This window comes from Limnohabitans sp., from assembly GCF_031539105.1.
GTDB lineage: Bacteria > Pseudomonadota > Gammaproteobacteria > Burkholderiales > Burkholderiaceae_C > Limnohabitans.
Map to the genome: position 1 here is coordinate 43,592 of NZ_JAVKLM010000009.1, position 22,874 is coordinate 66,465.

The following is a 22,874-nucleotide window of genomic DNA, read 5'->3' on the forward strand; positions in this document are numbered from 1 at the left end:
TCGTGGGAACGACCGCCGTTGATATGGAGTGTCCACATGGCACGCGTATGTGAAGTAACGGGCAAAGGCCCAATGTCTGGGAACAATGTTTCCCACGCAAACAACAAGACAAAACGTCGTTTTTTGCCTAACCTGCAATACCGCCGTTTCTGGGTAGAGACTGAGAACCGTTGGGTGCGCTTGCGCGTTTCTAGCGCAGCTCTGCGTTTGATCGACAAAAACGGCATCGACGCCGTGTTGGCTGACTTGCGCTCGCGCGGTCAAGCTTAATTCCAGTTACTGAAAGGACACGATCATGGCATCCAAAGGCGGACGCGAAAAAATCAAGCTGGAATCGACAGCCGGCACAGGTCACTTCTACACGACCAGCAAAAACAAGAAAACAATGCCCGAGAAAATGTTGATCATGAAATTTGATCCCAAAGCTCGCAAGCACGTTGAATACAAGGAAACCAAACTGAAGTAATTCAGATTGGCCCAATAAAAAACCCGCCTAGGCGGGTTTTTTATTGTCTGTGCGTTTTGTGTTTACACGCGTGCAGCACGCATTTGCATGGAGAACTCTTGCAAAGCAGCAATGCCGCTGGCCTCAGCGCGTTTGCACCATGCTTGCAGGTCAAGCGCCAGCTGGGCACGGTTGTGGTTGGTGTTGAGCCAGAGTTGGCGCAATTCTTCACGCATCTTCACCATGGTGTCCACGTTGGGCAAGGCAGCGCGGGCTTGAGCCAGTTGCTCTGCCACGGTGGCAGGCACTTTCTCGGCGTCGCGGTGCATCCAGCGTTTGGCGGCAGCCAAAACAGAATCGGCAGGCAAGATCGGCATGTTGGACAGCTCTTGGTTCATGGCCAAGCGCAATTGACGGGCGTAATTGGCCATCACTTCGTAGCGGTTGGCAATGACAGCTTCCAACGTCTTTTCGTCGGCCACGGGCTTGATGTCACCAAAGGCCAACTTCGGCACTGTTTTCTTCACAGTAGCCAAACCGCAGGTTTCCAAAATGCGGATGTACAACCAGCCCAAGTCGAACTCGTAAGGCTTGACCGACAACTTGGCCGATGTGGGGTAGGTGTGGTGGTTGTTATGCAACTCTTCGCCGCCAATGAGGATGCCCCATGGCGAAATATTGGCGCTGGCGTCTGGCGCCTCAAAGTTGCGGTAACCCCAGTAGTGCGCTGCGCCATTGATGATGCCAGCCGCAGTGATGGGAATCCACATCATCTGCACGGCCCACACGGTCAGGCCCAAGGCGCCGAACAAAGCCAAGTTGATGACGAGCATCAACGACACACCCAGCACCGAGTGAGGGGTGTAGACATTGCGTTCAATCCAGTCGTTGGGCGTGCCGTGGCCAAAACGCTCAAGGGTTTCGAGGTTCTCGGCTTCTTTGCGGTACAACTCGGCGCCCGTGAACAACACGGTTTTGATGCCGTGCACATGGGGGCTGTGTGGGTCATCCGCTTGCTCGCACTTGGCGTGGTGCTTGCGGTGAATGGAGGTCCACTCTTTGGTCACTTGGGCCGTGGTGAGCCACAACCAGAAACGGAAAAAGTGCGACACCACAGGATGCAAATCCAAAGCCCGGTGTGCGGAGTGGCGGTGCAAATAAATGGTCACGCTGGCGATGGTGATGTGGGTGAGCACCATCGTGACGATGAAGACTTGCCAGCCAGAGAAATGCAGCAAGCCGTAGCTCAGCCAGTTCAACGTGGCGTCAAGCCAAGCCCAATTGGGTAACAACATGTAATGTCTTTCAACGTGTAGAGATCAACTGTCAATTTTAAAGTTTTGGGCCTTATTTGGCTACCCAAATCGCAGCAAAGAAGCCGTCCGTGGCATGTATGTGGGGCCAAAGACGCAAATACAAGCCGTCTGTCGTACAAAGAGATGCGGCATTGGCTACTTTTAGTTCGGTCAAGGTGTCGGCTGCTGACAACGGCTCAAAGTTAGGGTGCGCTGCGCCGAAGGCTTGGGCAATGGCCTCGTTCTCTTCGGGCAACACGCTGCACGTGGCATACACCAAGCGGCCACCCGACTTCACCAAGCGCGCGGCGCTGGCCAAGATGGAGGTTTGCTTTTCAGTCAGCTCTTGCACAGCCTTGGGTGATTGACGCCATTTCAAGTCAGGGTTGCGGCGCAAGGTGCCAAGGCCCGAACAAGGCGCATCGACCAACACGCGGTCAATCTTGCCGCTCAGGCGCTTCACGCGCTCGTCGCGTTCGTGCGCAATAGCAGATGGGTGCACGTTGGACAACTTGCTACGTGCCAAACGAGGCTTGAGCGATTCCAAGCGATGGCCCGAGGTGTCAAACGCATATAAGCGGCCGGTGCTGCGCATGGACGCGCCAATGGCAAGCGTCTTGCCGCCCGCGCCCGCACAAAAGTCGACCACCATCTCGCCGCGCTTGGCATCGAGCAACAAGGCCAACAACTGCGAGCCCTCGTCTTGCACCTCAATCGCGCCACGCGAAAACGCGTCAAGCCCCGACAAAGCTGGCTTGCCTTCAATGCGCAAACCCCAAGGCGAGAACGGTGTGTCCACGGCCTTGATGCCCGCGAGCTTCAACTCGTGTTGCACATCGGCGCGTTTGTCGGTGAAGGTGTTCACGCGCAAGTCCAGCGGTGCGCCGCCATTCAGGCGCGCGACCAAAGGCCAAAAGCCCTCGCCCACTTGGGCTTTGAGCGGCTCCACCAACCACTCGGGCATGTTGTGGCGATGGCGCTCCATCAGGTCGGCAGGGCTGACCGCTTCGCAGGCTTCGAGCCAAGCGGCTTCTTGTTTGTTCAAAGCGCTGTTCAGAAAATCGAGCGGGCTGTTGTTGGCATGCTTGGCGCTTTTGGGTGCGTTGTTGGCAGGCGCTTGGTCTTTCAAGTGCTGGGCAAAGCCAAGGATGGCCAAGCGACGCTCTTTGGGGCCAGAGCCCGAGGGCGCAAAGTGGTCGAAGCGCAGTTTGTTGCGCAACACGTTGTAGGTGGTTTCGGCCAAGGCCGCACGCTCGCGCGGGCCGAAGGCATAGGTTTTACGGTAATCACGGAAAAACTTAGACACCACTGCGTCGGCAGGGTGGTCAAACTTCAAAGTGAGGCGAACAAGCTCAGTACAAGCTTCAAGGAGGGCTTTTGGATGCATAGGGTGTATTGTCCCACCCTATGAACGACCAAGACCTGCCCCCATTGCAAGAAACTCCCATCGGCCTCTACCGCCACTACAAAGGCGGCCAATACGAGGTGATTGGCACCGTACGCCACAGCGAAACACTAGAACCCATGACCCTGTACCGCGCCCTCTACGGTGCGCACGGCCTGTGGGTGCGTCCTGCGGCCATGTTTAACGAACAAGTGTTGATTGACGGCGTGATCCAGCCGCGTTTCGTTAAAACCAACTAAGCCGTGTATGCAGCGGCGTTGCCTGCCCCGCGATAATTCGCGGCAATGAAAAACATCGTCATCCTGATTTCTGGCGGCGGCTCCAACATGGCCGCCATCATTCGCACCGCAGAAGAACAAAACTGGGCCAAACGCCTCAACGCCCGCGTGAGCGCCGTCATCAGCAACAAAGCCGACGCCGAAGGCTTGGCCTTTGCCAAACAACACGACATCGCCACTGCGGTGGTCGACCACAAAGCCTTTGCCGATCAGCCACAACCCCGCGAAGCCTTCGACGCCGCCTTGATGACCGAGATCGACCAACACCAGCCCCACCTTGTGGTTTTGGCTGGCTTCATGCGCATACTCACCCCAGGCTTTGTGGCGCACTACGAAGGCCGACTCATCAACATCCACCCCTCATTACTGCCAGCCTTCACAGGCCTCAACACCCACGCACGCGCCATCGAAGCCGGCTGCAAATTTGCCGGAGCCACGGTGCACCGTGTGACCGCCGAACTAGACCACGGCCCCATCCTCGCGCAGGCGCTAGTGCCCGTGCTGCCCAACGACACCGCAGACACACTGGCTGCACGGGTGTTGACGCAGGAACATTTGATTTATCCCAAGGCAGTGGCGGCGTTATTGGCAGATTAACAACCACCGATTGAAGAAGCCCGCAGCTGAGAGGGATATGGGCAGCTGACGATTTCTGGTACCCCAGCATGAGGAAGCTGCCCATATCCCTCTCGGCGGAGCGTCAGAAACGCAAGGCAAGCCAGACAGGATCAAGCCAAGAGCCGAGAACTCTTAGGCACATGCGCCATCAAAAATTCCATCTGGTCCGCCAAGATACGGCGATTGCGCAAGATGAAGTCCTCCCACAACGAAGGCTCATAAGGCGTGTAAAGCAAAGGCATACGCGCTTGCTCAGGCGTGCGGTTGCCCTTGCGGTGATTGCACGATTTGCACGCCGTCACCACATTCATCCACACATTGGGGCCGCCTTGGCCAATGGGTCGAATGTGTTCGCGGGTGAGTTCTGACTCGTGGAAGTGGTCACCGCAGTAGGCGCAAACGTTGCGATCACGGCTGAAGAGTTTGTCGTTGGTCAGACCCGATTTCAAATCAAACGGGTTGATGTTGGGCACGCCCTTGGTGCCGATGATGCTGTTGACCGTGATGATGGACTGCTGCCCCGTGATGGCATTGGTGCCGCCATGAAACACCGCCACCTCGCCGCCAGACTCCCAGCGTACTTCGTCGGCCGCGTAATGGAGGACCGCTTCTTCCAGCGATATCCACGACTGCGGCAGCCCTTGGGCAGACAGTTTCAAGACCTTCACACCTCACCTCCATTCGCTAAAAAACGACCGATTGGGAATGCACATCTATCGCTGACAATATACCTTTATTGGGTGACGGTTTCATGTTCGTCGCCCCACACTCAAACCATGCAAATTTTTCGAGGTTTTCATCACCCCCAGTTGGCTTCAGCCTGCGCGCTGACGATTGGCAACTTTGACGGCGTGCACCGTGGCCACCAAGCCATGTTGGCCCTGCTGAAAAATGAGGCACGCCACCGTGGCGTACCCAGTTGCGTGATGACGTTTGAGCCTCACCCGCGCGACTTCTTTGCCAAGCAGCACCAACAGCCCGACCTGGCCCCCGCCCGAATTGCCTCACTGCGCGACAAGCTCAACGAGCTGCGTGCGTGCGGCATCGATCAATGTGTGGTGCTGCCGTTTGACCAAGCCTTTGCCTCTCAAGAGCCTCAGGCCTTCATCGAAGACGTGCTGGTCAAAGGCCTCGGCGTGAAATACGTGCTGGTGGGTGACGACTTCCGCTTTGGGGCCAAACGCGCGGGCGACTACGCCATGCTGGACGCCGCAAGCGCCAAGCTCGGCTTTGATGTGGCCCGCATGAACAGCTACGAAGTCCGGGGCTTGCGCGTGTCCAGCTCAGCCGTGCGCGAGGCCATGGGCCGTGGCGCGATGCAAGAAGTGGCGCAGTTGCTGGGCCGCCCCTATGCCATTTCGGGCCATGTGGTGCATGGCCGCAAACTGGGCCGCGAGTTGAACTGCCGCACGCTCAATCTGCGTTTCAGCCACTGGAAGCCCGCTGCCAGCGGCATCTTTGTGGTGCAGGTTTACGGCCTGAGCAATCAGCCCTTGGCAGGCGTCGCCAATTTGGGCATCCGCCCCTCGCTCGACACTTCAGATGTGAATGGTGGCCGCGTCCTGCTCGAAACCCACTGCCTCGACTGGCCCGCCAGCCTAGGCCCTGAGGGGGGCTACGGTAAAATTATCCGCGTGGAACTGCTGCACAAATTACACGACGAGCTGAAGTACGACGGTCTGGACGCCTTGATGCAAGGCATACACAAAGACTGCGACGATGCACGCGCTTGGCTCGCAGCCCGAATTTGACGGGGCGTGCAGCCCCCTCTTGCTGCACATTGCCCCGCATCTGCCTGATTTAGCTAGCTGCCCCGCTTTTGGGTTTAGCAGCCAGCCTCCTCTTAATGCCTCCGACCTGAGATAGCCATGACAGACAAAGCCACCCCAACTTCCACGGACTACCGTTCCACGCTCAACATGATGGACACCTCGTTCCCCATGCGTGGTGACTTGCCCAAACGCGAACCCGCATGGGCCAAACAGTGGAACGAAGAAGGCTTGTACAAAAAACTGCGCGTCGCCCGTCATGGTGCACCGCTGTTTGTGTTGCACGACGGCCCACCCTACGCCAACGGCAAACTGCACATTGGCCACGCGCTGAACAAAGTGCTCAAAGACATGATCGTCAAGTCCAAGCAATTGGCTGGCTTTGACGCGCAATACATCCCCGGCTGGGACTGCCACGGTTTGCCGATCGAGAACGCCATCGAAAAACTGCATGGCCGCAAACTCAGCCGTGACGACATGCAGGCTAAGAGCCGCGCCTTCGCCACTGAGCAAATCGAGCAACAGCGCGAAGACTTCAAACGCCTCGGCGTCTTGGGTGACTGGGAACGTCCCTACCGCACCATGGACCCCGCCAACGAAGCGGGCCAACTGCGCGCCTTCAAACGCGTGATGGAGCGGGGCTTTGTGTACCGTGGCTTGAAGCCCGTGTACTGGTGCTTTGACTGCGGCTCGTCACTCGCTGAGTTTGAAATTGAATACGCCGACAAAAAAAGCGACACGCTCGACGTGGCTTTCTTATGCGCACAACCCGAGAAGCTGGCTGCTGCGTTTGGTTTACCCAAGCTCGACAAAGAAGCCTTTGCGGTCATCTGGACCACCACCGCATGGACCATCCCTGCCAACCAAGCGCTCAACATGAAGGCAGACATCACGTACGCCTTGGTCGACACCGAGCGGGGTTTGTTGATGTGCGCGGCCTCGTTGGTGGAGAAATGTCTGGCGCGTTGGAAGCTCGAAGGTCAGGTCATTGCGACCACCACGGGCGACAAACTGGGCCTGATTGAATTCAACCATCCGCTGTCACATGTAGACGCCGGCTACCAACGCACCGCCCCCGTGTTCTTGGCCGACTATGTGGGCGAAGGCGACGGCACAGGCATCGTGCACAGCGCGCCAGCCTACGGCGTGGATGACTTCAACTCATGCATGGCCAACGGCATGAAGTACACCGACATCTTGAATCCTGTGCAAGGCAACGGCGCCTACGCGGCAGATTTTCCGTTGTTCGGTGGCCAGCACATCTGGAAAGCTGTGCCCGTCATTCTGGAAGCCCTGCAAAACGCAGGCCGCTTGATGGCCACACAAACCATCACGCACAGCTACCCCCATTGCTGGCGTCACAAAACGCCCGTCATCTACCGCGCGGCTGCGCAGTGGTTCATCCGCATGGATGCGTTTGACAGCACCACCGAAAAAACCACGGGCAAGTTCATCACCGACAAGTCGAGCAAGTCGCTGCGCGAACTCGCGTTGCACGCGATTGACCAAACGCACTTCTACCCAGAAAACGGCCGCGCACGTTTGCGCGACATGATTGCCAACCGCCCCGACTGGTGCATCTCGCGCCAACGCAGCTGGGGTGTGCCCGTGCCGTTCTTCTTACACAAAGACAGCGGCGAGTTGCACCCACGCACCATGGCCATCATGGACCAAGCGGCGGACATCGTCGAAAAAGGTGGCATCGAAGCCTGGAGCCGTGTGACGGTGGAAGACATCCTCAACCAGTCCGGCGACGACGCAGCCAGCTACACCAAGAGCACCGACATCTTGGAGGTGTGGTTTGACTCAGGCTCCACCTTCCAACACGTGCTGCGCGGCAGCCACAAAGATGCCTACAACTTTGGCGTGAACCACCGTGCGCCTTTCCATGTTTCGCCAGACAACTCCACACCAGAGGCTGACCTGTACCTCGAAGGCCACGACCAACACCGCGGCTGGTTCCACAGCTCGTTGTTGCTCGGCTGCGCCTTGTACGACCGCGCACCCTACAAAGGCCTGCTGACCCACGGCTTTGCCACCGACGGCCAAGGCCGCAAGATGAGCAAGAGCTTGGGCAACACCGTCGCACCACAAGAAGTGAGCGACAAGATGGGCGCAGAAATCGTGCGCTTGTGGGTGGCATCGACCGACTATTCGGGCGACCTCAACATTGACGACAAAATCTTGGCCCGCGTGGTCGATGCGTACCGCCGCATTCGCAATACGCTGCGCTTCTTGCTCGCCAACGTGAGCGACTTTGACCCAGCGACAGACGCCGTGGCGTTTGATGACTTGTTGGAAATCGACAAGTACGCGCTGTCTCGCGCTGCGCAAGTGCAAGCCGACATTCGCGCGCACTTTGATGCGTATGAGTTCCACCCCGTGGTGTCGAAGTTGCAGCTGTATTGCTCAGAAGACTTAGGCGCGTTTTATTTGGACGTGCTCAAAGACCGCCTTTACACCACAGCACCTAAGTCGCTCGCACGCCGCAGCGCACAAACCGCGTTGCACCAAATCACACATGCCATGCTGCGTTGGATGGCGCCGTTCCTCAGCTTCACCGCTGAAGAAGCTTGGACCACGTTTGGTAAATCTGAGTCGATCTTCTTGGAGACCTTCACTGACCTCAGTGCAAGCAACGCCGCGATGATGGACAAGTGGCGCGCTGTACAGCACGTGCGCGAAATTGCCAACAAAGAAATCGAAAACAAACGTACCGAAGGTTTGGTGGGTGCATCGCTGCAAGCCGAGTTGATCATCCACTGCGATGGTGCGGCTTATGAAGCCCTCGCCTCTCTGGGCGACGACTTGAAGTTTGTGTTCATCACCTCTAAGGTGGCACTCGTCAAAGGCGAAGGCTTGACCGTCGAAGTCAAAGCCAGCGAAGCCAAAAAGTGCGACCGCTGCTGGCACTACAGCGATGACGTGGGCAGCAACCTCGATCACCCCACCCTGTGCGGCCGTTGCGACAGCAACTTGCATGGCAGCGGTGAAGTGCGTCACTTCGCTTAAACATCGCTAAGTCTCAGCGCCCAACGAAAGCACACATGGCACGCCACACCTTCATTCGCAACACCACGTCTTACTGGGTTTGGCTTGGCATTGCTGCGGTGGTATTGATTGCTGACCAATTCACCAAAGTGCTGATCGTCAGCACGTATCAGCTGAGTGAAGGTTTTGCTGTCAGCAGCTTTTTCAACATCGTGCGCGTGCACAACGAAGGCGCTGCGTTTTCGTTCCTCGCCACGGCGGGTGGCTGGCAGCGTTGGTTGTTCACGGGCCTTGGTGTGGTGGCCACTTTGGCGATGGTGTGGATGTTGAAGAAACACCCAGGCCAAAAGCTGTTTGGTTTTGCCATCGCCTGCATCCTAGGTGGCGCAGTGGGCAATGTGATTGACCGCGTGCTGTATGGCTACGTGGTGGACTTCCTTGATTTTTATTACGCTGGCATCCATTTTCCCGCGTTCAACATTGCCGACAGTGGCATCACCGTGGGTGCAGCCTGCCTCATCTTGGATGAAGTGCTGCGCGTGCGCCGCGGAAACTAAACATGCAAATACTTCCCCCAAAAACTGTTGACGTTGCCGAACTGAACACCGCGATTACACAAAAAGGCTACGGCATGCTCAACGCCGCCAGCGTGGCGCAATGGGCAGGTTGCACGGTTGACGCGCTGAAGGCTCTGTCGCCCAGCTGGAACGACATGCCGCCCGACAACTACCTCAAAGACGGTGGCCGCTACCGTCGCCGTTTGCACAGCAGCTTTGTGTTTGAACACAGCACACTCGCCCAAGTCCCCCATCGCGCGCATTGGCAGTCCGTCGACTACAACGCGCTGCACGGCGGCATGGAGCGTTGGTTCGAACCTATGCACGCCAACACAGTGGCTGCACCTGCGTGGGCACAATTGCTCACCGCACTGGCAAACACCGCAAGCCAAGTGCGCGGCACACCCAACACCAAGTGGTGCATCGAAGCCCATCAGTTCCGCATTGACACCACCGACGGCATTGGCCGCCCCACACCCGAAGGCGCGCATCGCGATGGCGTGGATTTTGTGGCGGTCTTCATGGTCAACCGCACCGACATCAAAGGCGGCGAGACGCGCGTGTTTGAAGCCAACGGCCCCCAAGGCGAACGCTTCACACTGAGCGAGCCTTGGTCGTTGATGTTGTTAGACGACACCCGCATGATTCACGAAAGTACGCCCATTCAGCCCTTGGCTCTCGGCGGTCATCGCGATACGCTGGTGCTCACCTGCCGGGCAGACAAGTTTCAGGACGCCGAACCCAGCGCCTGAAACCCCTGCGCTGTCATCACAAAGTGATGAGGGTGCAACCCGTGGTCTTGCGGGCTTCCAAGTCGCGGTGCGCTTGGGCAATGTCGGCCAAGGGATAAGTTTGGTCGATGTGAATCTTCACCTTGCCGCTGGTCACGGCTTCAAACAAATCGTCAGCCATCGCTTGCGTGCTTTCGCGCGTGACGATGTGGCTGAACAAAGTTTGACGTGTGAGGTAGATCGAACCCTTGGGGCCCAAGATGCCAGGGGCAATGGGGGCAGGTGCACCAGAGGCATTGCCAAAGCTGGCCATCAAACCAAACGGTGCAATGCAATCCAGTGACTTGTCCCACGTGTCTTTACCCACTGAGTCGTACACCACTTTCACGCCTTTGCCGCCTGTGATTTCTTTCACGCGCACAAGGAAGTCTTCGGTGTTGTAGTTGATCACGTGTGCTGCACCATTGGCTTTGGCCAATTCGCATTTGGCATCGCTGCCTGCAGTGCCGATGAGTTGATAGCCCAAGGCCTTGGCCCATTGACAAGCAATCAAGCCCACACCGCCAGCGGCAGCATGGAACAAGATGAAGTCACCCGCGTGCAAGCCCCCTTGTGGCAAGGTGCGCTTGAGCAAATACTGCGCCGTCAAACCTTTGAGCATCATGGCTGCGCCGGTTTCAAACGAAATGGCGTCTGGCAATTTGCACACGCACTTGGCGGGCATTACGCGCTCTTCGCAATAGCTGCCGGGTGGTTGGCTGGCATACGCTGCACGGTCGCCCACTTTGAGGTGGGTCACGCCTTCGCCTACGGCGTCGATGATGCCGGAAGCTTCCATGCCCAAGTGCAAGGGCATGGGCAGTGCGTACACGCCGCTGCGTTGGTACACATCGATGAAGTTGAGGCCAATGGCTTTGTGGCGAATGCGAATCTCGCCTGGGCCGGGTTGGCCCACGGTCACGTCAACGAGCTTGAGCTCTTCGGGGCCGCCGTGTTGTTCGATGATGACTGCTTGGGTCATGGGTGATGCTCCAGAGATAGGTAATTTTTCAGACGCCGAATCCTGCCACGAATTAGGTGCCTTGCGTGTCGCACAGGTTATCAGGCACCTCGGGTAAAGTGCTGCCCTTATGCCTGTTGTTCCTCACGCTCTCACGCCGCGCAATGCGGCGCTTTTATTGATTCCTCCACTGCTGTGGGCAGGCAACGCCGTGATTGGCCGCATGATTTCGGACCAGATTCCGCCCATCACGCTGAACCTCTTTCGCTGGGCCTTGGCCTTTGTGCTGGTGCTGCCGCTGGCGCACAGTATGTTGCGCCGCACCAGCCCCTTGTGGGCACACTGGAAACGCTACGCCTTGTTGGGCTTGCTGGGCGTGGGCTGCTACAACAGCTTGCTGTATTTGGCGCTGCAAACCTCCACACCTATCAACGTGACGTTGGTGGGCTCCAGCATGCCCGTATTCATGTTGCTGGTGGGTGCGCTGTTCTTCAAGCAAACCGTGCGCAAACGCCAGATGGCAGGTGCACTGCTGTCCATCCTCGGCGTGCTGGTGGTGCTGTGCCGTGGTGACTGGCATGCACTGGCGAATGTGCATTTGGTGCTGGGTGATGTGTTTGTGCTGATGGCTACGGCTGCATGGTCTTGGTACAGCTGGCTGTTATCGCGCACCCAAGAGCCGTTAGAGGCGCGGAGCAATTGGGCCAACTTTTTGATGTCGCAAATGGTGTTTGGTTTGTTTTGGTCTGCAGCGTTCAGCGGCGCGGAGTGGTCGGGCCTCACGGGCATTGCCGATGCACACATCAGTTGGAGCTGGCCTTTGATCGCCGCGCTGATATATGTGGCTGTCGGACCAGCCGTGTTGGCTTACCGCTTTTGGGGTTTGGGCGTGCAGCGCGTGGGGCCCAACATTGCAGGCTTTTTTGTGAACCTGATTCCTGTGTTCACCGCCACCTTGTCAGCCTTGGTGTTGGGCGAAATGCCGCAGGTGTATCACGCAGCGGCATTTGCGCTCATCATCAGCGGCATTGTGGTGTCGTCGCGCAAGTAACTTAGTAAGTGCCTGGGTACAGACCACCATCGGGCAAGATGTTTTGCCCTGTGATGTAGCTAGCTTGCACAGAGCACAAGAACGCACAGATGGCACCAAATTCTTGCGAGTTGCCAAAGCGGCCCGCTGGAATTTGCGCTTCTTGCACAGCACGAATGTCAGCCAGGCTTTGGCCCATTTTCTCAGCGGCAACTTTGTGCGTGGCAGCCAAACGGTCCGTATCGAATTTTCCTGGCAACAGGTTGTTGATGGTCACATTGTTGGACGCTAGTTTTTGCGTACGAGCAGCACCCGCCACAAAACCAGTCAGACCTGAACGCGCACCGTTGGACAAACCCAAGATGTCGATGGGCGCCTTCACCGCGCTTGAGGTGATGTTGACGATGCGGCCAAACCCACGCGCCGCCATTCCGTCCACCGTGGCTTTGATGAGTTCAATCGGGGTGAGCATGTTGGCGTCCACCGCCTTGATCCAATCGTCACGCTCCCAGTTGCGAAAGTCACCAGGCGGCGGGCCACCTGCGTTGGTCACCACGATGTCAAAATTTTTGCCGGGTCCGCCAGCCACTGACCAAATCGCTTCACGGCCGGCCACTGTGGTGATGTCTGCCGCCACGGCGAGGATGGTGGTGTCCAGTTTGCGCAACTCTGTGGCCGCAGCCTCTAGTGTCTCAGCACCACGCGCGACGATGACCACATGCACGCCTTCACGCGCCAGAGCTTGCGCGCAACCAAAGCCCAAACCTTTGCTTGCACCACCCACCAATGCCCATTTGCCTTTGAGTCCTAAATCCATCACTTCACTCCGTACTTAGAAACAATAAATACACCGCTCACCACCAGCAGCGTGCCCGCGCCAATCCATATATTGAGTGGCTCGTCCAACAACAACACACCCAGCGCGATGGTGGACATGGGGCCAATCATGCCAGTCTGCGCAGTCAGTGCGGCACCAATGCGCTCTATCGCCATCATCACCATGAGCACAGGGGCAACGGTGCACGCCACGGCATTGAGCACGCCGAGCCACAACACCTCGACTGGCACCACCGCCGTCGACAGCGGACGCAGCACCACAAACTGTGCGATGCAGCACACACATGCCACACTGGTGGCCCAGCCCACCAAACGCAACGAGCCGATGCGCTGCACCAGCTGGCCGCTGTAAAGCAAATACACGGCATAGCTCACGGCGCTGCCCAATACCAAGCTGCTGCCCAAGGCAACATGGCCCCCTGCCAACGACAGCTCGTGCGAGAACACCAACAACACGCCGCTATAACTGATGGCCATGGCCAACATACGGATAGGGTGAATTGGTTTCTTGTAAACCGCCCACCCTAGCAACACCACCAAGGTGGGGTTGAGATAAAGGATGAGTCGCTCTAGGCTTGCTGTGATGTACTGCAAGCCCAAAAAATCAAGGTAACTCGACAAGTAGTAGCCTACAAAACCCAAGCCCACGATGTCCATCACATCACGTCGCGTCAGCGGCTTCTCACGCGCAATGGCTTGACGCTCGGCCCACAAACCCATGGCAATGAAAAACGGCAACGCAAACAGCATGCGATACATGATGACTGTGACCGCATCTACCCCGTACAAATAAGACAACTTGACGATGATGGCTTTACCGCTGAAGGCAATCGCACCAGCTGTGGCAAGCAGAAGCCCTGACAGAGCAGGACGTTGTGAATGGGGCATGAAAAAAAACAGTGGTTTTCATTGGAGAAAACCCGAGTTTATGTGAGGCAACAAGACCAAGTGTCACCAACGCTCAGTACCATTAGAGGGGTATGTCATCCCTTGAACTCACCCTGCTGTACTTGTGCGCTGCTGTGGTCAGCGTGGTGGCATGTCGCCTGCTGCATTTGCCCGCCATGCTGGGCTATTTGTTTGCGGGTGTGGTGATTGGCCCCAACGCTTTGGCGCTGGCCAAAGAATCGGTGGCGGTTGAACACTTGGCCGAATTTGGTGTGGTGTTTTTGATGTTCGTCATCGGGCTGGAGTTCAACCTGCCCAAGCTCATGCGCATGCGCAAACTGGTGTTTGGTTTAGGGCTAGGCCAAGTGGTGTTGACGCTGATCGGCGCATTTTTGTTCAACCTTGCGGTGGGCTTTGCGCTCAAAGAGTTGGGCTACATCTGGCGCTTGAGCTGGCAAGCGTCTATCGCGCTGGGCAGTGCGCTGGCCATGTCAAGCACAGCGATTGTGGTCAAGCTCATGGCGGACCGCGTGGAGATGGAGTCGCCCCACGGCCAACGCGTGATGGGCGTCTTGCTATTTCAAGATTTGGCCGTGGTGCCGCTGCTGGTGCTTATCCCCGCGCTGGCTGACATGGGTGAGCACAACATTTGGCGCGTGCTGTCCATCGCCATGCTCAAAGCCACCGCGCTGGTGGGCTTGCTGCTTTGGGGTGGACAACGCGTCATGCGGGCTTGGCTGCGCGTGGTGTCGCGCCGCAAGAGCGATGAACTGTTCATGCTCAACCTGCTGTTCATGACGCTCGGCCTAGCATGGCTCACCGAGCTGGCGGGCTTGTCTCTGGCCATGGGTGCGTTTTTGGCCGGCATGCTGATTGCCGAGACCGATTTCAAACACAAGGTGGAGGCAGACATTCGCCCCTTCCATGATGTGTTGCTGGGTTTGTTCTTCATCACCATCGGCATGAAGCTCGACTGGGAAGTGTTGATCGACAGCTGGGCGTGGGTGCTGCTGCTGTCGCTGGTGCCATTGTTTCTCAAAGCGGGTTTGGTGTTTGTGCTGGCCCGCCTCACGGGTGCCCCTGCGGGTGTGAGCCTGCGCACCGCGCTGTACCTGGCGCAAGCCGGTGAATTTGGTTTTGTGTTGTTGACCTTGGGCCTGCAAAACGCACTCATTCCCGCCGCGTGGATGAGCCCCATCTTGGCGTCCATGGTTTTATCGATGATTGCCACGCCGTTCTTGGTGATGAACGCCGACCGCATCGTCAACCGCCTCATCAGCAACGACTGGTTGCTGCAATCGTTGGCGCTCACGGGCATGGCACAACGTTCGCTGAAGATTGAAAACCACGTCATCGTTTGCGGGTATGGGCGCAGCGGTCATAACTTGGCTGACTTACTCACCTTAGAGAACATACCCTTTGTTGCACTGGACTCTGACCCTGAACGCGTGCAAATGGGCCGTGACCACGGTCACCTGGTCGAACTGGGCGACGCCACCCAATTTTCTAGCCTGATGTCCGCAGGCTTGGTACGTGCATCAGCCGTGGCCGTGACCTACCCCGACTTGCCCTCGGCGCTGAAAGTACTGGCGTGGGTAAAAGAACACGCACCTCACGTGCCCGTGATTGTGCGCACCCACGACGACGAACACCTCGAAGAACTGCGCGCTGCAGGCGCTGCCGAAGTGGTGCCTGAAGTGATTGAAGGCAGCCTCATGCTGGCCAGCCAAACCTTGGCGCACATTGGCATTCCCCTGAAACGCGTGATTCGCTTGGTGCAAGGCCAACGTATGACGCGCTACGCGCTGATGCGCAATGCCTTGAAGCACAAAGAAGGTTTGGGCGAAGTTGAGCCCCGTTAACTCAGCGGCTCAAGCGATTCATCTCTGAATTTTTTCAATGCTTGGCAGCTTTTGCCAAGAAATCACGCCAGGCCTGCAGCACAGCGTTCACCTCAGCCAGGGCAAACCGGCCTTCGGGCAAATTCCACCAGTCCGTGTCTTCTGGCCCCACATTGCTTTGGTTGAACTGCACGCCATTGGTTTTGAAATCCACGCAAAACATGTCGCCATCGGCAAACCACTCGGTCAGGCTGTGGTTTTGTAATTGCGCCAAGGCGCTCAACGCTTCGTCGCAACGCACCACGTCCGCCATGTCACTGGTGAGCCAACTGCACACAAAGCGGTTGAGCGGATGCTGGGCATCATCACTGACGTGCCCCTTAGGCGCACGCCATTCACACACGGGATAGGTCACGGGCTTGGCTGTTGAGCCTGGCACTGGTAATTCTTGGTGGTGGAAAAAATGAATGTGTTGCATGGTCATTGGCTCATCATTTGGCATAGACGGGATACGCCGTGACGCGCGGTGCGGTGTAGCCCTCGACACGCACACCGCTGGGCGTGAGGGCACTCCACTTGTCACCACGGATGGTTTTGTTCGGACTGCTCCAAGCCGCATCGAGTTCAGACACCACACGCTCAGCCGTCCACGCTTTAGGAAACATGGTGTTTTGCATGGGCTTGCCGTTGCGGTCTGTTTTGGTTACCCACTGACCAGGGCGCGTGGGGTCTGCCATTTGCACATGGGCACGGTACACACCCGTGGCATCGGGTGCTGATTCACTGCCGGGAATCACGCGCACATCGCCACTGAGCAAGGTGTGCCCGCCTGTGGGCAGCCCAGTGCGGCGATTGAAATCAGCGCCCAAAATGTGTTCCATGTCGATGGGTGAACGCGCACTGGCCAAGCCAGACATGGCCAACAAGCACACGGTCAACGCCAGCAACACCGTGGCTCGCCACGCACCGATTAAATTTTTGTTCAAAAACATACGTCACTCTCTCTTGTTCATCACTCGCCCAACACCACGCCTTCGCGGCGAGGGTCAGCGCCGCTGATCCATTCAGATTGGCCAGATTTGTTTTGATGCACCACGGCTTGCAAGCCGCTGGTCAATGCTTGTTCGCGAACCTCATGACCGCGCTCACGCAAGGCGGCAAGGTTAGCAGGTGCGAACCGCCCGCTTTCCAACACCAAGGGTCCGCCCACACTGCCAAAGTTGGGCAGCGCAATGGCTTGCTGCGGGCTTAGGCCCCAGTTCAACACACCCACCAAAGTTTTGGCAGTGAAGTGAATGATCATCGCGCCACCGGGGCTGCCCACACTCATGATCAACTGGCCCGTGGCTTTGTCAAACACCAAAGTGGGCGACATCGACGAACGCGGGCGCTTGTTGGGTTGCACGCGGTTGGCCACCATACGCCCTTGCGCGTCGCGAGGGGCAAAGCTGAAATCAGTCAGTTCGTTGTTGAGCAAAAAGCCTTTGACCATTTGACGCGAGCCAAACGCGTCTTCAATCGTCGTGGTCATGGCCAGCGCGTTGCCCTGCCCGTCGACGATGCTGATGTGGGATGTGCCGTATTCGGGCTGATCGGCCATCGGCGCAAAGCTGCTGCGCTGCGCATGCACAGGCACGCCGGGCAAGGCTTGCAGCATGGCGGTGGGACGAATGAGTTTGGCGCGCTCGCGCAAATAAACGGGTGACAACAAGCTTTGCCACTCACCGCTGGGTGCGGGCGCAAAGTCGGGGTCGGCCACATATTGGGCGCGATCGGCAAACGCGAGGCGGGAAGCCTCGGTGTACAGATGCAACCAACGCGGGTCTGGGTTGCCATCCACCGCATCGGTGGGTGACGACATCAACGAAGCAGGCGTGTGCTGAAGCATGCCTAATATTTGGCCCATCGCAATCGCGCCCGAGCTAGGTGGCGGAAAACCGCACACGCGGTACACACGACTTGCGGCTGCATGGTCAAAGCACAGTGGCGTGCGTTCTTTGGCTTGGTAATTGGCTAAGTCGCTCAACGTCAAACGGCCAGGATTGCTGGGATGCTGCTGCACTTTGCGCACCACGGCCTCGGCTACCTCACCGCTGTAAAACGCTTGCACGCCCTCAGTGGCGATGCGTTGCAGCACAGTGGCCAGTTCTGGGTTGCGCAGCAGATGGCCGACTGCGTGTGGTTCGCCATTGGCTTGGTAAAAGTAAGCGCGTGCCGTTGGGTCTAAGCGTAAATACGCATCGGCCTTGAGCTGCGCATGCAAGCGCGGACTGATGGCAAAGCCTTGCTTGGCCAGTGCAATGGCTGGCTCAAACAACTTGGCCCACGGCAGCTTGCCGTGTTGTGCATGCGCTTGCGCCAACATGCGCAAGACGCCGGGCGTACACACAGCACGGCCGCCGACCACCGCTGCATGAAACGCGAAAGGTTTGCCATCGGCATTGAGCAAAAGGTCTTCGGTAGCTGCGGCAGGCGCTGTTTCGCGACCGTCGAAGGCTTGCACTTGTGGACTGCCTGACCTGCCATGAGTGGCGCTGCTGTGCAACAAAAACGCACCACCACCAATACCGCTTGACTGCGGCTCGACCAAGCCCAACACCATTTGCACGGCAATGGCAGCATCCACTGCCGCACCACCTGCCTTCAGCACATCAAAGCCTGCTTGCGTGGCCAATGGGTTGGCCGCAGCCACGGCAAACTTGCGGGTAAGCACATCGGCTTTGCGTGTGAAACCTGTGGCAATCTCGGGTTGCAGCGGTGCATGACTTGTGGTGATCGGTGTGGCGCACGCACCGAGCAAAAGCAAGACAGCGACAGCGAAGCTGCGACGCGAAGCGCTTAAGCAAGCAAAACGACTTAGCCTGCACTGCGGCTTGAACAAGCTCATGCCAGGCTCACCTGTCACTTCTTGAATACTTTGTTGTGTAGTCGCCGCATCGACAACCAAACGATCAAGCCCACAAATGGCAAAGCACAAGCGGCTGTCAGATCGGGTGAAAACGGCCAGCCCACTCTCTCGGCGCCTTTGGCTAAGTAGTTGACTAAGCCCGTGAAGTAATAGGTGATGGCCGCCACCGACAAACCTTCCACCGTGGACTGCAGCTTGAGCTGCACGTCTTGGCGTTGGTTCATGGTGGTGAGCAACTGTTGGCTGCTTTCTTGCTGCTCAAAGTCCACGCGCGTACGCAGCAAATTGCTCATGCGTGAGACGCGTTCAGACAAAGCATTTTGGCGACGCGCTGCCCAATCGCAAGTGCTGCGTGCGGGCGACAAGCGGCGCTCCATGAACTCGGCGATGGTTTGCATTCCGGGCAAGCGCGACTCGGCAATGTCGTGAATTCGACGATCGACCAACTCAAAATAAGCACGCGTGGCAGAGAAGCGTGAGTGGCTGCTAGCGTATTGCCCTTCCACCTCTCCCGCCAAGCGGGTAAGGCGATCAAGCAATCCTGCCTCATCAGCACTGCTGGCATTGCGAATGGCGTTCGCCAATGCAGCCAATTCGCGTTCAGCATCGGCCAGTGCGTGCGAAGCTTCTCGGGCGGCAGGCACACCCAACAAAGCGGCCATGCGGTAGGTTTCGATCTCTAGCAGCTGCTGCACCAAACGCCCATGTCGACGCGGCGTGAGCGAGCCCGTGAGCAACACGATGCGCGAATAGCCATCAGGATGTAGTTGAAAGTCGGTGTAGACCTCGCCATGACCCTCGGCCACAGTCGAGGCCACCAAGGTGTCGTCGTGCAGAACCTTGGGTATGTCTTCATGGATGTCCACCGTCGACGAAGGCAGCAGCCACACATGCAAACGCGCCAAGCATTCGCCCGGCAGCTGCGTCAGCCATTTTTGAGGCACGGCTTGCACCGCCGTCATGGGATCGGACTGCGCGAACACATCCGAGCTCACAGGCCGCATGAAAGTCCAAGACACAAACTCGGTGTGCAATTCCCACCGCAGGCGATACGCGCCTAAATCCATGCGCACATGGTTGGTATGGGCGTCGGGAGCAGGCAAATGGTGGTCACGCAAGAGCTGAGCCAAATGATCGCGGCTCGCTTGCGCACTGGCACGGTCCACCCACATGACCACGCGCGAAATCACCTGTGGCGCTTGCATGGGCTCGGGCGGGCGTGCGTGCACTTCGTTGTGCAGGGCCAGTCGTTGGGGGTGGTCGATCATTGCGGCCTTTCAGACAAAACTTATTCAGGCATCAATATAAGCGATACCAAATCATGCACCCATGAAAAACGGCACCCGAAGGTGCCGTTTGAAGGTTGAAACAGTTTGAACTGAATTACTCTTCCACGAAGGCTTCTTCGCGTTTGGACTTGATGGACGGCAACAGCACGATGACCAAGAGCAAGGCAGCGGCAGCCAACAAGCCAGCAGACAGAGGACGTGTACCAAATACGGTCCAGTCACCGCGCGACAGCAACAGCGCACGACGCAGGTTTTCTTCCATCATCGGGCCCAAGATGAAGCCCAGCAGCAAAGGCGCAGGCTCCACACCCAACTTCATGAAGGTGTAACCCACCAAACCAAAGCCAGCCACCATCCAGATGTCGAAGGTGTTGTTGTTGGTCGAGTACACGCCGATCGCGCAGAACAGCACGATGGCGGGGAACAAGAAGCGGTAAGGCACAGACAACAACTTGATCCACATGCCGATCAAAGGCAGGTTCAGAATCACGAGCATCAAGTTACCAATCCACATCGAGGCAATCAGACCCCAGAACAACTCAGGGTTGCTGGTCATCACCTGTGGGCCGGGCTGGATGTTGTGAATGGTCATCGCACCCACCATCAAAGCCATCACGGCGTTGGGTGGAATACCCAAGGTGAGCAATGGAATGAAGGAGGTTTGTGCACCAGCGTTGTTGGCCGCTTCAGGAGCTGCCACACCACGGATGTTGCCTTGACCGAAAGGCACTTCGCCTGGACGTAAGCTGGTTTTTTTCTCGATGGTGTAAGCCGCAAACGCAGCCAACAACGCACCGCCACCAGGCAACACGCCCAGCAACGAACCCAGCGCTGTACCGCGAAGCACCGCAGGCATCATGTTCTTGAAGTCTTCCTTGGTGGGGAACAAACCTTCCACCTTGGCCGTGAACACTTCGCGCTCGTCTTCGGGTTGGGACAAGTTCGAAATGATCTCGCCGTAACCGAACACGCCCATCGCCACCACCACGAAGCCAACACCGTCGGTGAGTTCGGGTATGTCAAAGCTGAAACGTGCCACGCCAGAGTTGACGTCGGTACCGATCAAGCCCATCAAGAGACCCAACACGATCATGGCAATCGCTTTAAGCAAAGAGCCCGAAGCCAACACCACCGCGCCGACCAAGCCCAAAATCATGAGCGAGAAGTATTCGGCAGGGCCAAACTTGAAGGCGAGTTCTGTCAAAGGAGGCGCGAAGGCCGCCAAGATCAACGTACCCACAGAACCGGCGAAGAACGAACCCAAACCGGCTGCAGCCAAGGCTGGGCCAGCGCGGCCTTTACGAGCCATTTGGTAGCCGTCAATGGTGGTCACCACCGAGGAAGATTCACCAGGCAAGTTGACCAAAATCGCGGTGGTTGAACCACCGTATTGGGCGCCGTAGTAAATACCAGCCAACATGATCAGCGCCGACACAGGGGGCAGCGCGTAAGTGGCGGGCAACAACATGGCGATGGTCGCCACGGGGCCGATGCCTGGCAACACGCCAATCAGCGTGCCCAAGATACAACCGATCAAGGCATACATGAGGTTGATAGGCGTGAACGCCACACCAAAACCCAATGAGAGGTTTGCAATCAAATCCATTTTTTATTTCTCCCGGCTCAACCAGTGATGAAGGTGGGCCACACAGGCATCTGCAATTTCAGCAGCATGATGAAAGCCAAGTAGCTTCCGGCCGACAAGACAGTGGCCAAGATGAGCACGTCTTTCAAAACAAACGTATCGCCTGCTTTGCTGGCAATGATGACCAAGGCGAAGATCGCAGCGATCAAGCCCATGGCAGGAATGCCAAATGCAGGCAAGCCAGCGAGCAAGATGCCAAACACAATGTTGGCACCCAATACAAAGACGATGGGCTTCCAAGCAAAGGCGCCAACAGGCTCGCCGTCTTCGGTGTGCTCAACCAGTGAGTAAAACGTGATGAACGCACCCAACACGGCCAAGAAAATTCCTAGCAGTAGTGGGAAGTAACCGGGGCCCATGCGTGCGCCCGTACCCACGTTGTAATTGGTTGCGCCCCAAGCGAAACCTGCACCGACCAATGTGAACATCAGGCCGGAGAAAAAGTCTTTTTGACTTTTGATCATTTCATCTCCTCTATTCAAAAGCAAATATGCGCTGAATTATGGGGGCCCCACTGTGTTGCCTCTGATGTGGGTTACACCTATTTTTAACAGGACAAAATTCAGGGGTAAACCCTTAATCCATCAGGCTTTCAAGGGCTTGAACACCCTTAACCACTTGGTCGCAGGCAAAGGCCAACGCGCTTGAATGGCCTCGGCACGCGCCATGAGTTCAGCACGCTTCGGTGCACTGGGTGTGCGCTGCGCCAGCACCACCGTGTTGCCCTCACGTGTGGGCTTGAACGCCCACAATGCATCCGTGCCAAACGCCTTGGCCATCTTGGCCAAACTTTGCTCGTAGCTTGAACTGCGCCCAAACAAGTTCACTGTCATGCATCCTTCGTCCGTCAGCAAGCTGCGGCAGTCGGCATAAAACTCAGCGCTGTCGAGCACAGGGGATGCGGCTTCATGGTCATACAAATCAACTTGCAGCGCGTCAATCTGGCCACGCCAGTGGTCGTGCTTGGCCACCTCGGCAGCGTCGCCCAACACCACTTGCAACTTAGCGCTGTCGGCGGGCAACTTGAACCACAGGCGGCAGGCGGCCACCACTTGCGGGTTGAGCTCGATGGCAGTCGTTTTCATGCGCAGGTGCTTGAACGAAAACTTGGTGAGCGACGCCGCGCCCAACCCCAGCTGCATGGCGTGCAACTTGCCAACTTTGTCGAGGTCCACAAACAAGAGCCACGCCATCATCCGCTGCACGTATTCAAGGTCGATGTCAAAAGGCTTGTCGATGTTCATCGAGCCTTGCACCCACGGCGTGCCGAGGTGCAGGTAGCGGGTGTCGCCGTAGTCAGAGAAGTTGACTTCTGGGAGTTCTAGTTTTTTCTTGGTTGCCATTGCG

Annotated in this window: 23 protein-coding genes; 10 read left to right on the top strand and 13 right to left on the bottom strand. The window is 57.4% G+C overall.

Features of this window, described 5'->3' with window-relative positions; genetic code table 11:
* Positions 1-36: 36 nt before the first annotated feature.
* Complete coding sequence (gene rpmB, locus RMR24_RS02095; RefSeq protein WP_100131507.1) at positions 37-270, top strand: 50S ribosomal protein L28; 234 nt, start codon at positions 37-39, stop codon at positions 268-270.
* Between the two features lie 25 nt (positions 271-295).
* Positions 296-466, top strand: a complete 171-nt coding sequence (rpmG, locus tag RMR24_RS02100) for a 50S ribosomal protein L33 (RefSeq protein WP_100131508.1) — start codon at positions 296-298, stop codon at positions 464-466.
* A 62-nt stretch (positions 467-528) separates the two neighbouring features.
* Here rpmG and RMR24_RS02105 read toward each other — a convergent pair whose 3' ends face one another.
* Positions 529-1,740: a fatty acid desaturase gene (locus RMR24_RS02105; protein WP_310613439.1), complete on the bottom strand. Its 1,212-nt coding sequence runs from the start codon at positions 1,738-1,740 to the stop codon at positions 529-531.
* A 52-nt stretch (positions 1,741-1,792) separates the two neighbouring features.
* Positions 1,793-3,127, bottom strand: coding sequence for an RsmB/NOP family class I SAM-dependent RNA methyltransferase (locus RMR24_RS02110; RefSeq protein WP_310613440.1), 1,335 nt, complete (start codon positions 3,125-3,127; stop codon positions 1,793-1,795).
* Positions 3,128-3,147: 20 nt separating this feature from the next.
* Here RMR24_RS02110 and RMR24_RS02115 point away from each other — a divergent pair, with 20 nt between their 5' ends.
* Entirely contained in the window at positions 3,148-3,384 is a 237-nt protein-coding gene (locus RMR24_RS02115; RefSeq protein WP_310613441.1) for a DUF1653 domain-containing protein, read from the top strand.
* Between the two features lie 45 nt (positions 3,385-3,429).
* Positions 3,430-4,020, top strand: coding sequence for a phosphoribosylglycinamide formyltransferase (purN, locus tag RMR24_RS02120; RefSeq protein WP_310613442.1), 591 nt, complete (start codon positions 3,430-3,432; stop codon positions 4,018-4,020).
* 131 nt (positions 4,021-4,151) lie between these two features.
* On the opposite strand, the gene RMR24_RS02125 is transcribed toward purN, so the two are convergent.
* Positions 4,152-4,709: an HNH endonuclease gene (locus RMR24_RS02125; RefSeq protein ID WP_310613443.1), complete on the bottom strand. Its 558-nt coding sequence runs from the start codon at positions 4,707-4,709 to the stop codon at positions 4,152-4,154.
* 108 nt (positions 4,710-4,817) lie between these two features.
* Between RMR24_RS02125 and RMR24_RS02130 the strand changes: the two genes are divergently transcribed.
* The 4 genes from RMR24_RS02130 (at position 4,818) to RMR24_RS02145 (ending at position 10,110) form a co-directional block, all read left to right on the top strand.
* Positions 4,818-5,792: a bifunctional riboflavin kinase/FAD synthetase gene (locus RMR24_RS02130; RefSeq protein ID WP_310613444.1), complete on the top strand. Its 975-nt coding sequence runs from the start codon at positions 4,818-4,820 to the stop codon at positions 5,790-5,792.
* 117 nt (positions 5,793-5,909) lie between these two features.
* The gene (gene ileS, locus RMR24_RS02135; RefSeq protein WP_310613445.1) at positions 5,910-8,822 is read left to right on the top strand and encodes an isoleucine--tRNA ligase; all 2,913 of its coding nucleotides are present in this window, start codon (positions 5,910-5,912) and stop codon (positions 8,820-8,822) included.
* 35 nt (positions 8,823-8,857) lie between these two features.
* Positions 8,858-9,358 (top strand): signal peptidase II, encoded by a 501-nt coding sequence (gene lspA / locus RMR24_RS02140; RefSeq protein WP_310613446.1) that lies wholly within the window; start codon positions 8,858-8,860, stop codon positions 9,356-9,358.
* Between the two features lie 2 nt (positions 9,359-9,360).
* Positions 9,361-10,110, top strand: coding sequence for a 2OG-Fe dioxygenase family protein (locus tag RMR24_RS02145; protein ID WP_310613447.1), 750 nt, complete (start codon positions 9,361-9,363; stop codon positions 10,108-10,110).
* A gap of 16 nt (positions 10,111-10,126) precedes the next feature.
* Here the strand turns inward: RMR24_RS02145 and RMR24_RS02150 are convergent, their stop codons facing one another.
* Complete coding sequence (locus RMR24_RS02150) at positions 10,127-11,110, bottom strand: quinone oxidoreductase (RefSeq protein WP_310613448.1); 984 nt, start codon at positions 11,108-11,110, stop codon at positions 10,127-10,129.
* A gap of 109 nt (positions 11,111-11,219) precedes the next feature.
* Between RMR24_RS02150 and RMR24_RS02155 the strand changes: the two genes are divergently transcribed.
* Positions 11,220-12,140 carry a DMT family transporter gene (locus RMR24_RS02155; protein WP_310613449.1) on the top strand — a complete coding sequence of 307 codons (921 nt, stop codon included), beginning with the start codon at positions 11,220-11,222 and terminating at the stop codon, positions 12,138-12,140.
* 1 nt (position 12,141) lies between these two features.
* On the opposite strand, the gene RMR24_RS02160 is transcribed toward RMR24_RS02155, so the two are convergent.
* Both RMR24_RS02160 and RMR24_RS02165 read right to left on the bottom strand, forming a co-directional pair.
* A complete protein-coding gene (locus RMR24_RS02160; protein ID WP_310613450.1) occupies positions 12,142-12,936 on the bottom strand; it encodes an SDR family oxidoreductase in 795 nt (264 codons plus the stop codon).
* Entirely contained in the window at positions 12,936-13,844 is a 909-nt protein-coding gene (locus RMR24_RS02165; RefSeq protein ID WP_310613451.1) for a DMT family transporter, read from the bottom strand. The genes RMR24_RS02160 and RMR24_RS02165 overlap by 1 nt, the downstream gene beginning before the upstream one ends.
* Before the next feature lie 92 nt (positions 13,845-13,936).
* On the opposite strand from RMR24_RS02165, the gene RMR24_RS02170 reads away from it, so the two are divergent.
* Entirely contained in the window at positions 13,937-15,706 is a 1,770-nt protein-coding gene (locus RMR24_RS02170; RefSeq protein ID WP_310613452.1) for a cation:proton antiporter, read from the top strand.
* Positions 15,707-15,740: 34 nt separating this feature from the next.
* Here the strand turns inward: RMR24_RS02170 and RMR24_RS02175 are convergent, their stop codons facing one another.
* From RMR24_RS02175 to RMR24_RS02205, 7 genes are all read right to left on the bottom strand, one after another.
* Entirely contained in the window at positions 15,741-16,163 is a 423-nt protein-coding gene (locus tag RMR24_RS02175; protein WP_310613453.1) for a hypothetical protein, read from the bottom strand.
* Positions 16,164-16,176: 13 nt separating this feature from the next.
* Positions 16,177-16,677: an EndoU domain-containing protein gene (locus RMR24_RS02180; protein ID WP_310613454.1), complete on the bottom strand. Its 501-nt coding sequence runs from the start codon at positions 16,675-16,677 to the stop codon at positions 16,177-16,179.
* Positions 16,678-16,697: 20 nt separating this feature from the next.
* On the bottom strand, positions 16,698-18,572 hold the full coding sequence (locus tag RMR24_RS02185) for a gamma-glutamyltransferase family protein (protein ID WP_310613455.1): 1,875 nt from the start codon (positions 18,570-18,572) through the stop codon (positions 16,698-16,700).
* A 14-nt stretch (positions 18,573-18,586) separates the two neighbouring features.
* Positions 18,587-19,861: a DUF3422 domain-containing protein gene (locus tag RMR24_RS02190; protein WP_310613456.1), complete on the bottom strand. Its 1,275-nt coding sequence runs from the start codon at positions 19,859-19,861 to the stop codon at positions 18,587-18,589.
* A gap of 115 nt (positions 19,862-19,976) precedes the next feature.
* Positions 19,977-21,488: a tripartite tricarboxylate transporter permease gene (locus tag RMR24_RS02195; protein ID WP_310613457.1), complete on the bottom strand. Its 1,512-nt coding sequence runs from the start codon at positions 21,486-21,488 to the stop codon at positions 19,977-19,979.
* Positions 21,489-21,505: 17 nt separating this feature from the next.
* Positions 21,506-21,991 carry a tripartite tricarboxylate transporter TctB family protein gene (locus tag RMR24_RS02200; protein ID WP_310613458.1) on the bottom strand — a complete coding sequence of 162 codons (486 nt, stop codon included), beginning with the start codon at positions 21,989-21,991 and terminating at the stop codon, positions 21,506-21,508.
* 120 nt (positions 21,992-22,111) lie between these two features.
* Positions 22,112-22,870: a spermidine synthase gene (locus tag RMR24_RS02205; RefSeq protein WP_310613459.1), complete on the bottom strand. Its 759-nt coding sequence runs from the start codon at positions 22,868-22,870 to the stop codon at positions 22,112-22,114.
* Positions 22,871-22,874 lie beyond the last annotated feature (4 nt).

Excerpts from the sequence above, each read along its gene's own strand:
- RMR24_RS02145 (WP_310613447.1), top strand. The coding sequence starts at position 9,361 with ATGCAAATACTTCCCCCAAAAACTGTTGACGTTGCCGAACTGAACACC.
- RMR24_RS02195 (WP_310613457.1), bottom strand. The coding sequence starts at position 21,488 with ATGGATTTGATTGCAAACCTCTCATTGGGTTTTGGTGTGGCGTTCACG.
- RMR24_RS02205 (WP_310613459.1), bottom strand. The coding sequence starts at position 22,870 with ATGGCAACCAAGAAAAAACTAGAACTCCCAGAAGTCAACTTCTCTGAC.
- RMR24_RS02170 (WP_310613452.1), top strand. The coding sequence starts at position 13,937 with ATGTCATCCCTTGAACTCACCCTGCTGTACTTGTGCGCTGCTGTGGTC.
- RMR24_RS02105 (WP_310613439.1), bottom strand. The coding sequence starts at position 1,740 with ATGTTGTTACCCAATTGGGCTTGGCTTGACGCCACGTTGAACTGGCTG.
- rpmG (WP_100131508.1), top strand. The coding sequence starts at position 296 with ATGGCATCCAAAGGCGGACGCGAAAAAATCAAGCTGGAATCGACAGCC.
- rpmB (WP_100131507.1), top strand. The coding sequence starts at position 37 with ATGGCACGCGTATGTGAAGTAACGGGCAAAGGCCCAATGTCTGGGAAC.
- RMR24_RS02160 (WP_310613450.1), bottom strand. The coding sequence starts at position 12,936 with ATGGATTTAGGACTCAAAGGCAAATGGGCATTGGTGGGTGGTGCAAGC.
- RMR24_RS02165 (WP_310613451.1), bottom strand. The coding sequence starts at position 13,844 with ATGCCCCATTCACAACGTCCTGCTCTGTCAGGGCTTCTGCTTGCCACA.
- RMR24_RS02190 (WP_310613456.1), bottom strand. The coding sequence starts at position 19,861 with ATGATCGACCACCCCCAACGACTGGCCCTGCACAACGAAGTGCACGCA.
- lspA (WP_310613446.1), top strand. The coding sequence starts at position 8,858 with ATGGCACGCCACACCTTCATTCGCAACACCACGTCTTACTGGGTTTGG.
- RMR24_RS02150 (WP_310613448.1), bottom strand. The coding sequence starts at position 11,110 with ATGACCCAAGCAGTCATCATCGAACAACACGGCGGCCCCGAAGAGCTC.
- RMR24_RS02175 (WP_310613453.1), bottom strand. The coding sequence starts at position 16,163 with ATGCAACACATTCATTTTTTCCACCACCAAGAATTACCAGTGCCAGGC.
- RMR24_RS02185 (WP_310613455.1), bottom strand. The coding sequence starts at position 18,572 with ATGAGCTTGTTCAAGCCGCAGTGCAGGCTAAGTCGTTTTGCTTGCTTA.
- RMR24_RS02115 (WP_310613441.1), top strand. The coding sequence starts at position 3,148 with ATGAACGACCAAGACCTGCCCCCATTGCAAGAAACTCCCATCGGCCTC.
- RMR24_RS02200 (WP_310613458.1), bottom strand. The coding sequence starts at position 21,991 with ATGATCAAAAGTCAAAAAGACTTTTTCTCCGGCCTGATGTTCACATTG.
- RMR24_RS02110 (WP_310613440.1), bottom strand. The coding sequence starts at position 3,127 with ATGCATCCAAAAGCCCTCCTTGAAGCTTGTACTGAGCTTGTTCGCCTC.
- purN (WP_310613442.1), top strand. The coding sequence starts at position 3,430 with ATGAAAAACATCGTCATCCTGATTTCTGGCGGCGGCTCCAACATGGCC.
- RMR24_RS02180 (WP_310613454.1), bottom strand. The coding sequence starts at position 16,677 with ATGTTTTTGAACAAAAATTTAATCGGTGCGTGGCGAGCCACGGTGTTG.
- RMR24_RS02130 (WP_310613444.1), top strand. The coding sequence starts at position 4,818 with ATGCAAATTTTTCGAGGTTTTCATCACCCCCAGTTGGCTTCAGCCTGC.
- ileS (WP_310613445.1), top strand. The coding sequence starts at position 5,910 with ATGACAGACAAAGCCACCCCAACTTCCACGGACTACCGTTCCACGCTC.
- RMR24_RS02155 (WP_310613449.1), top strand. The coding sequence starts at position 11,220 with ATGCCTGTTGTTCCTCACGCTCTCACGCCGCGCAATGCGGCGCTTTTA.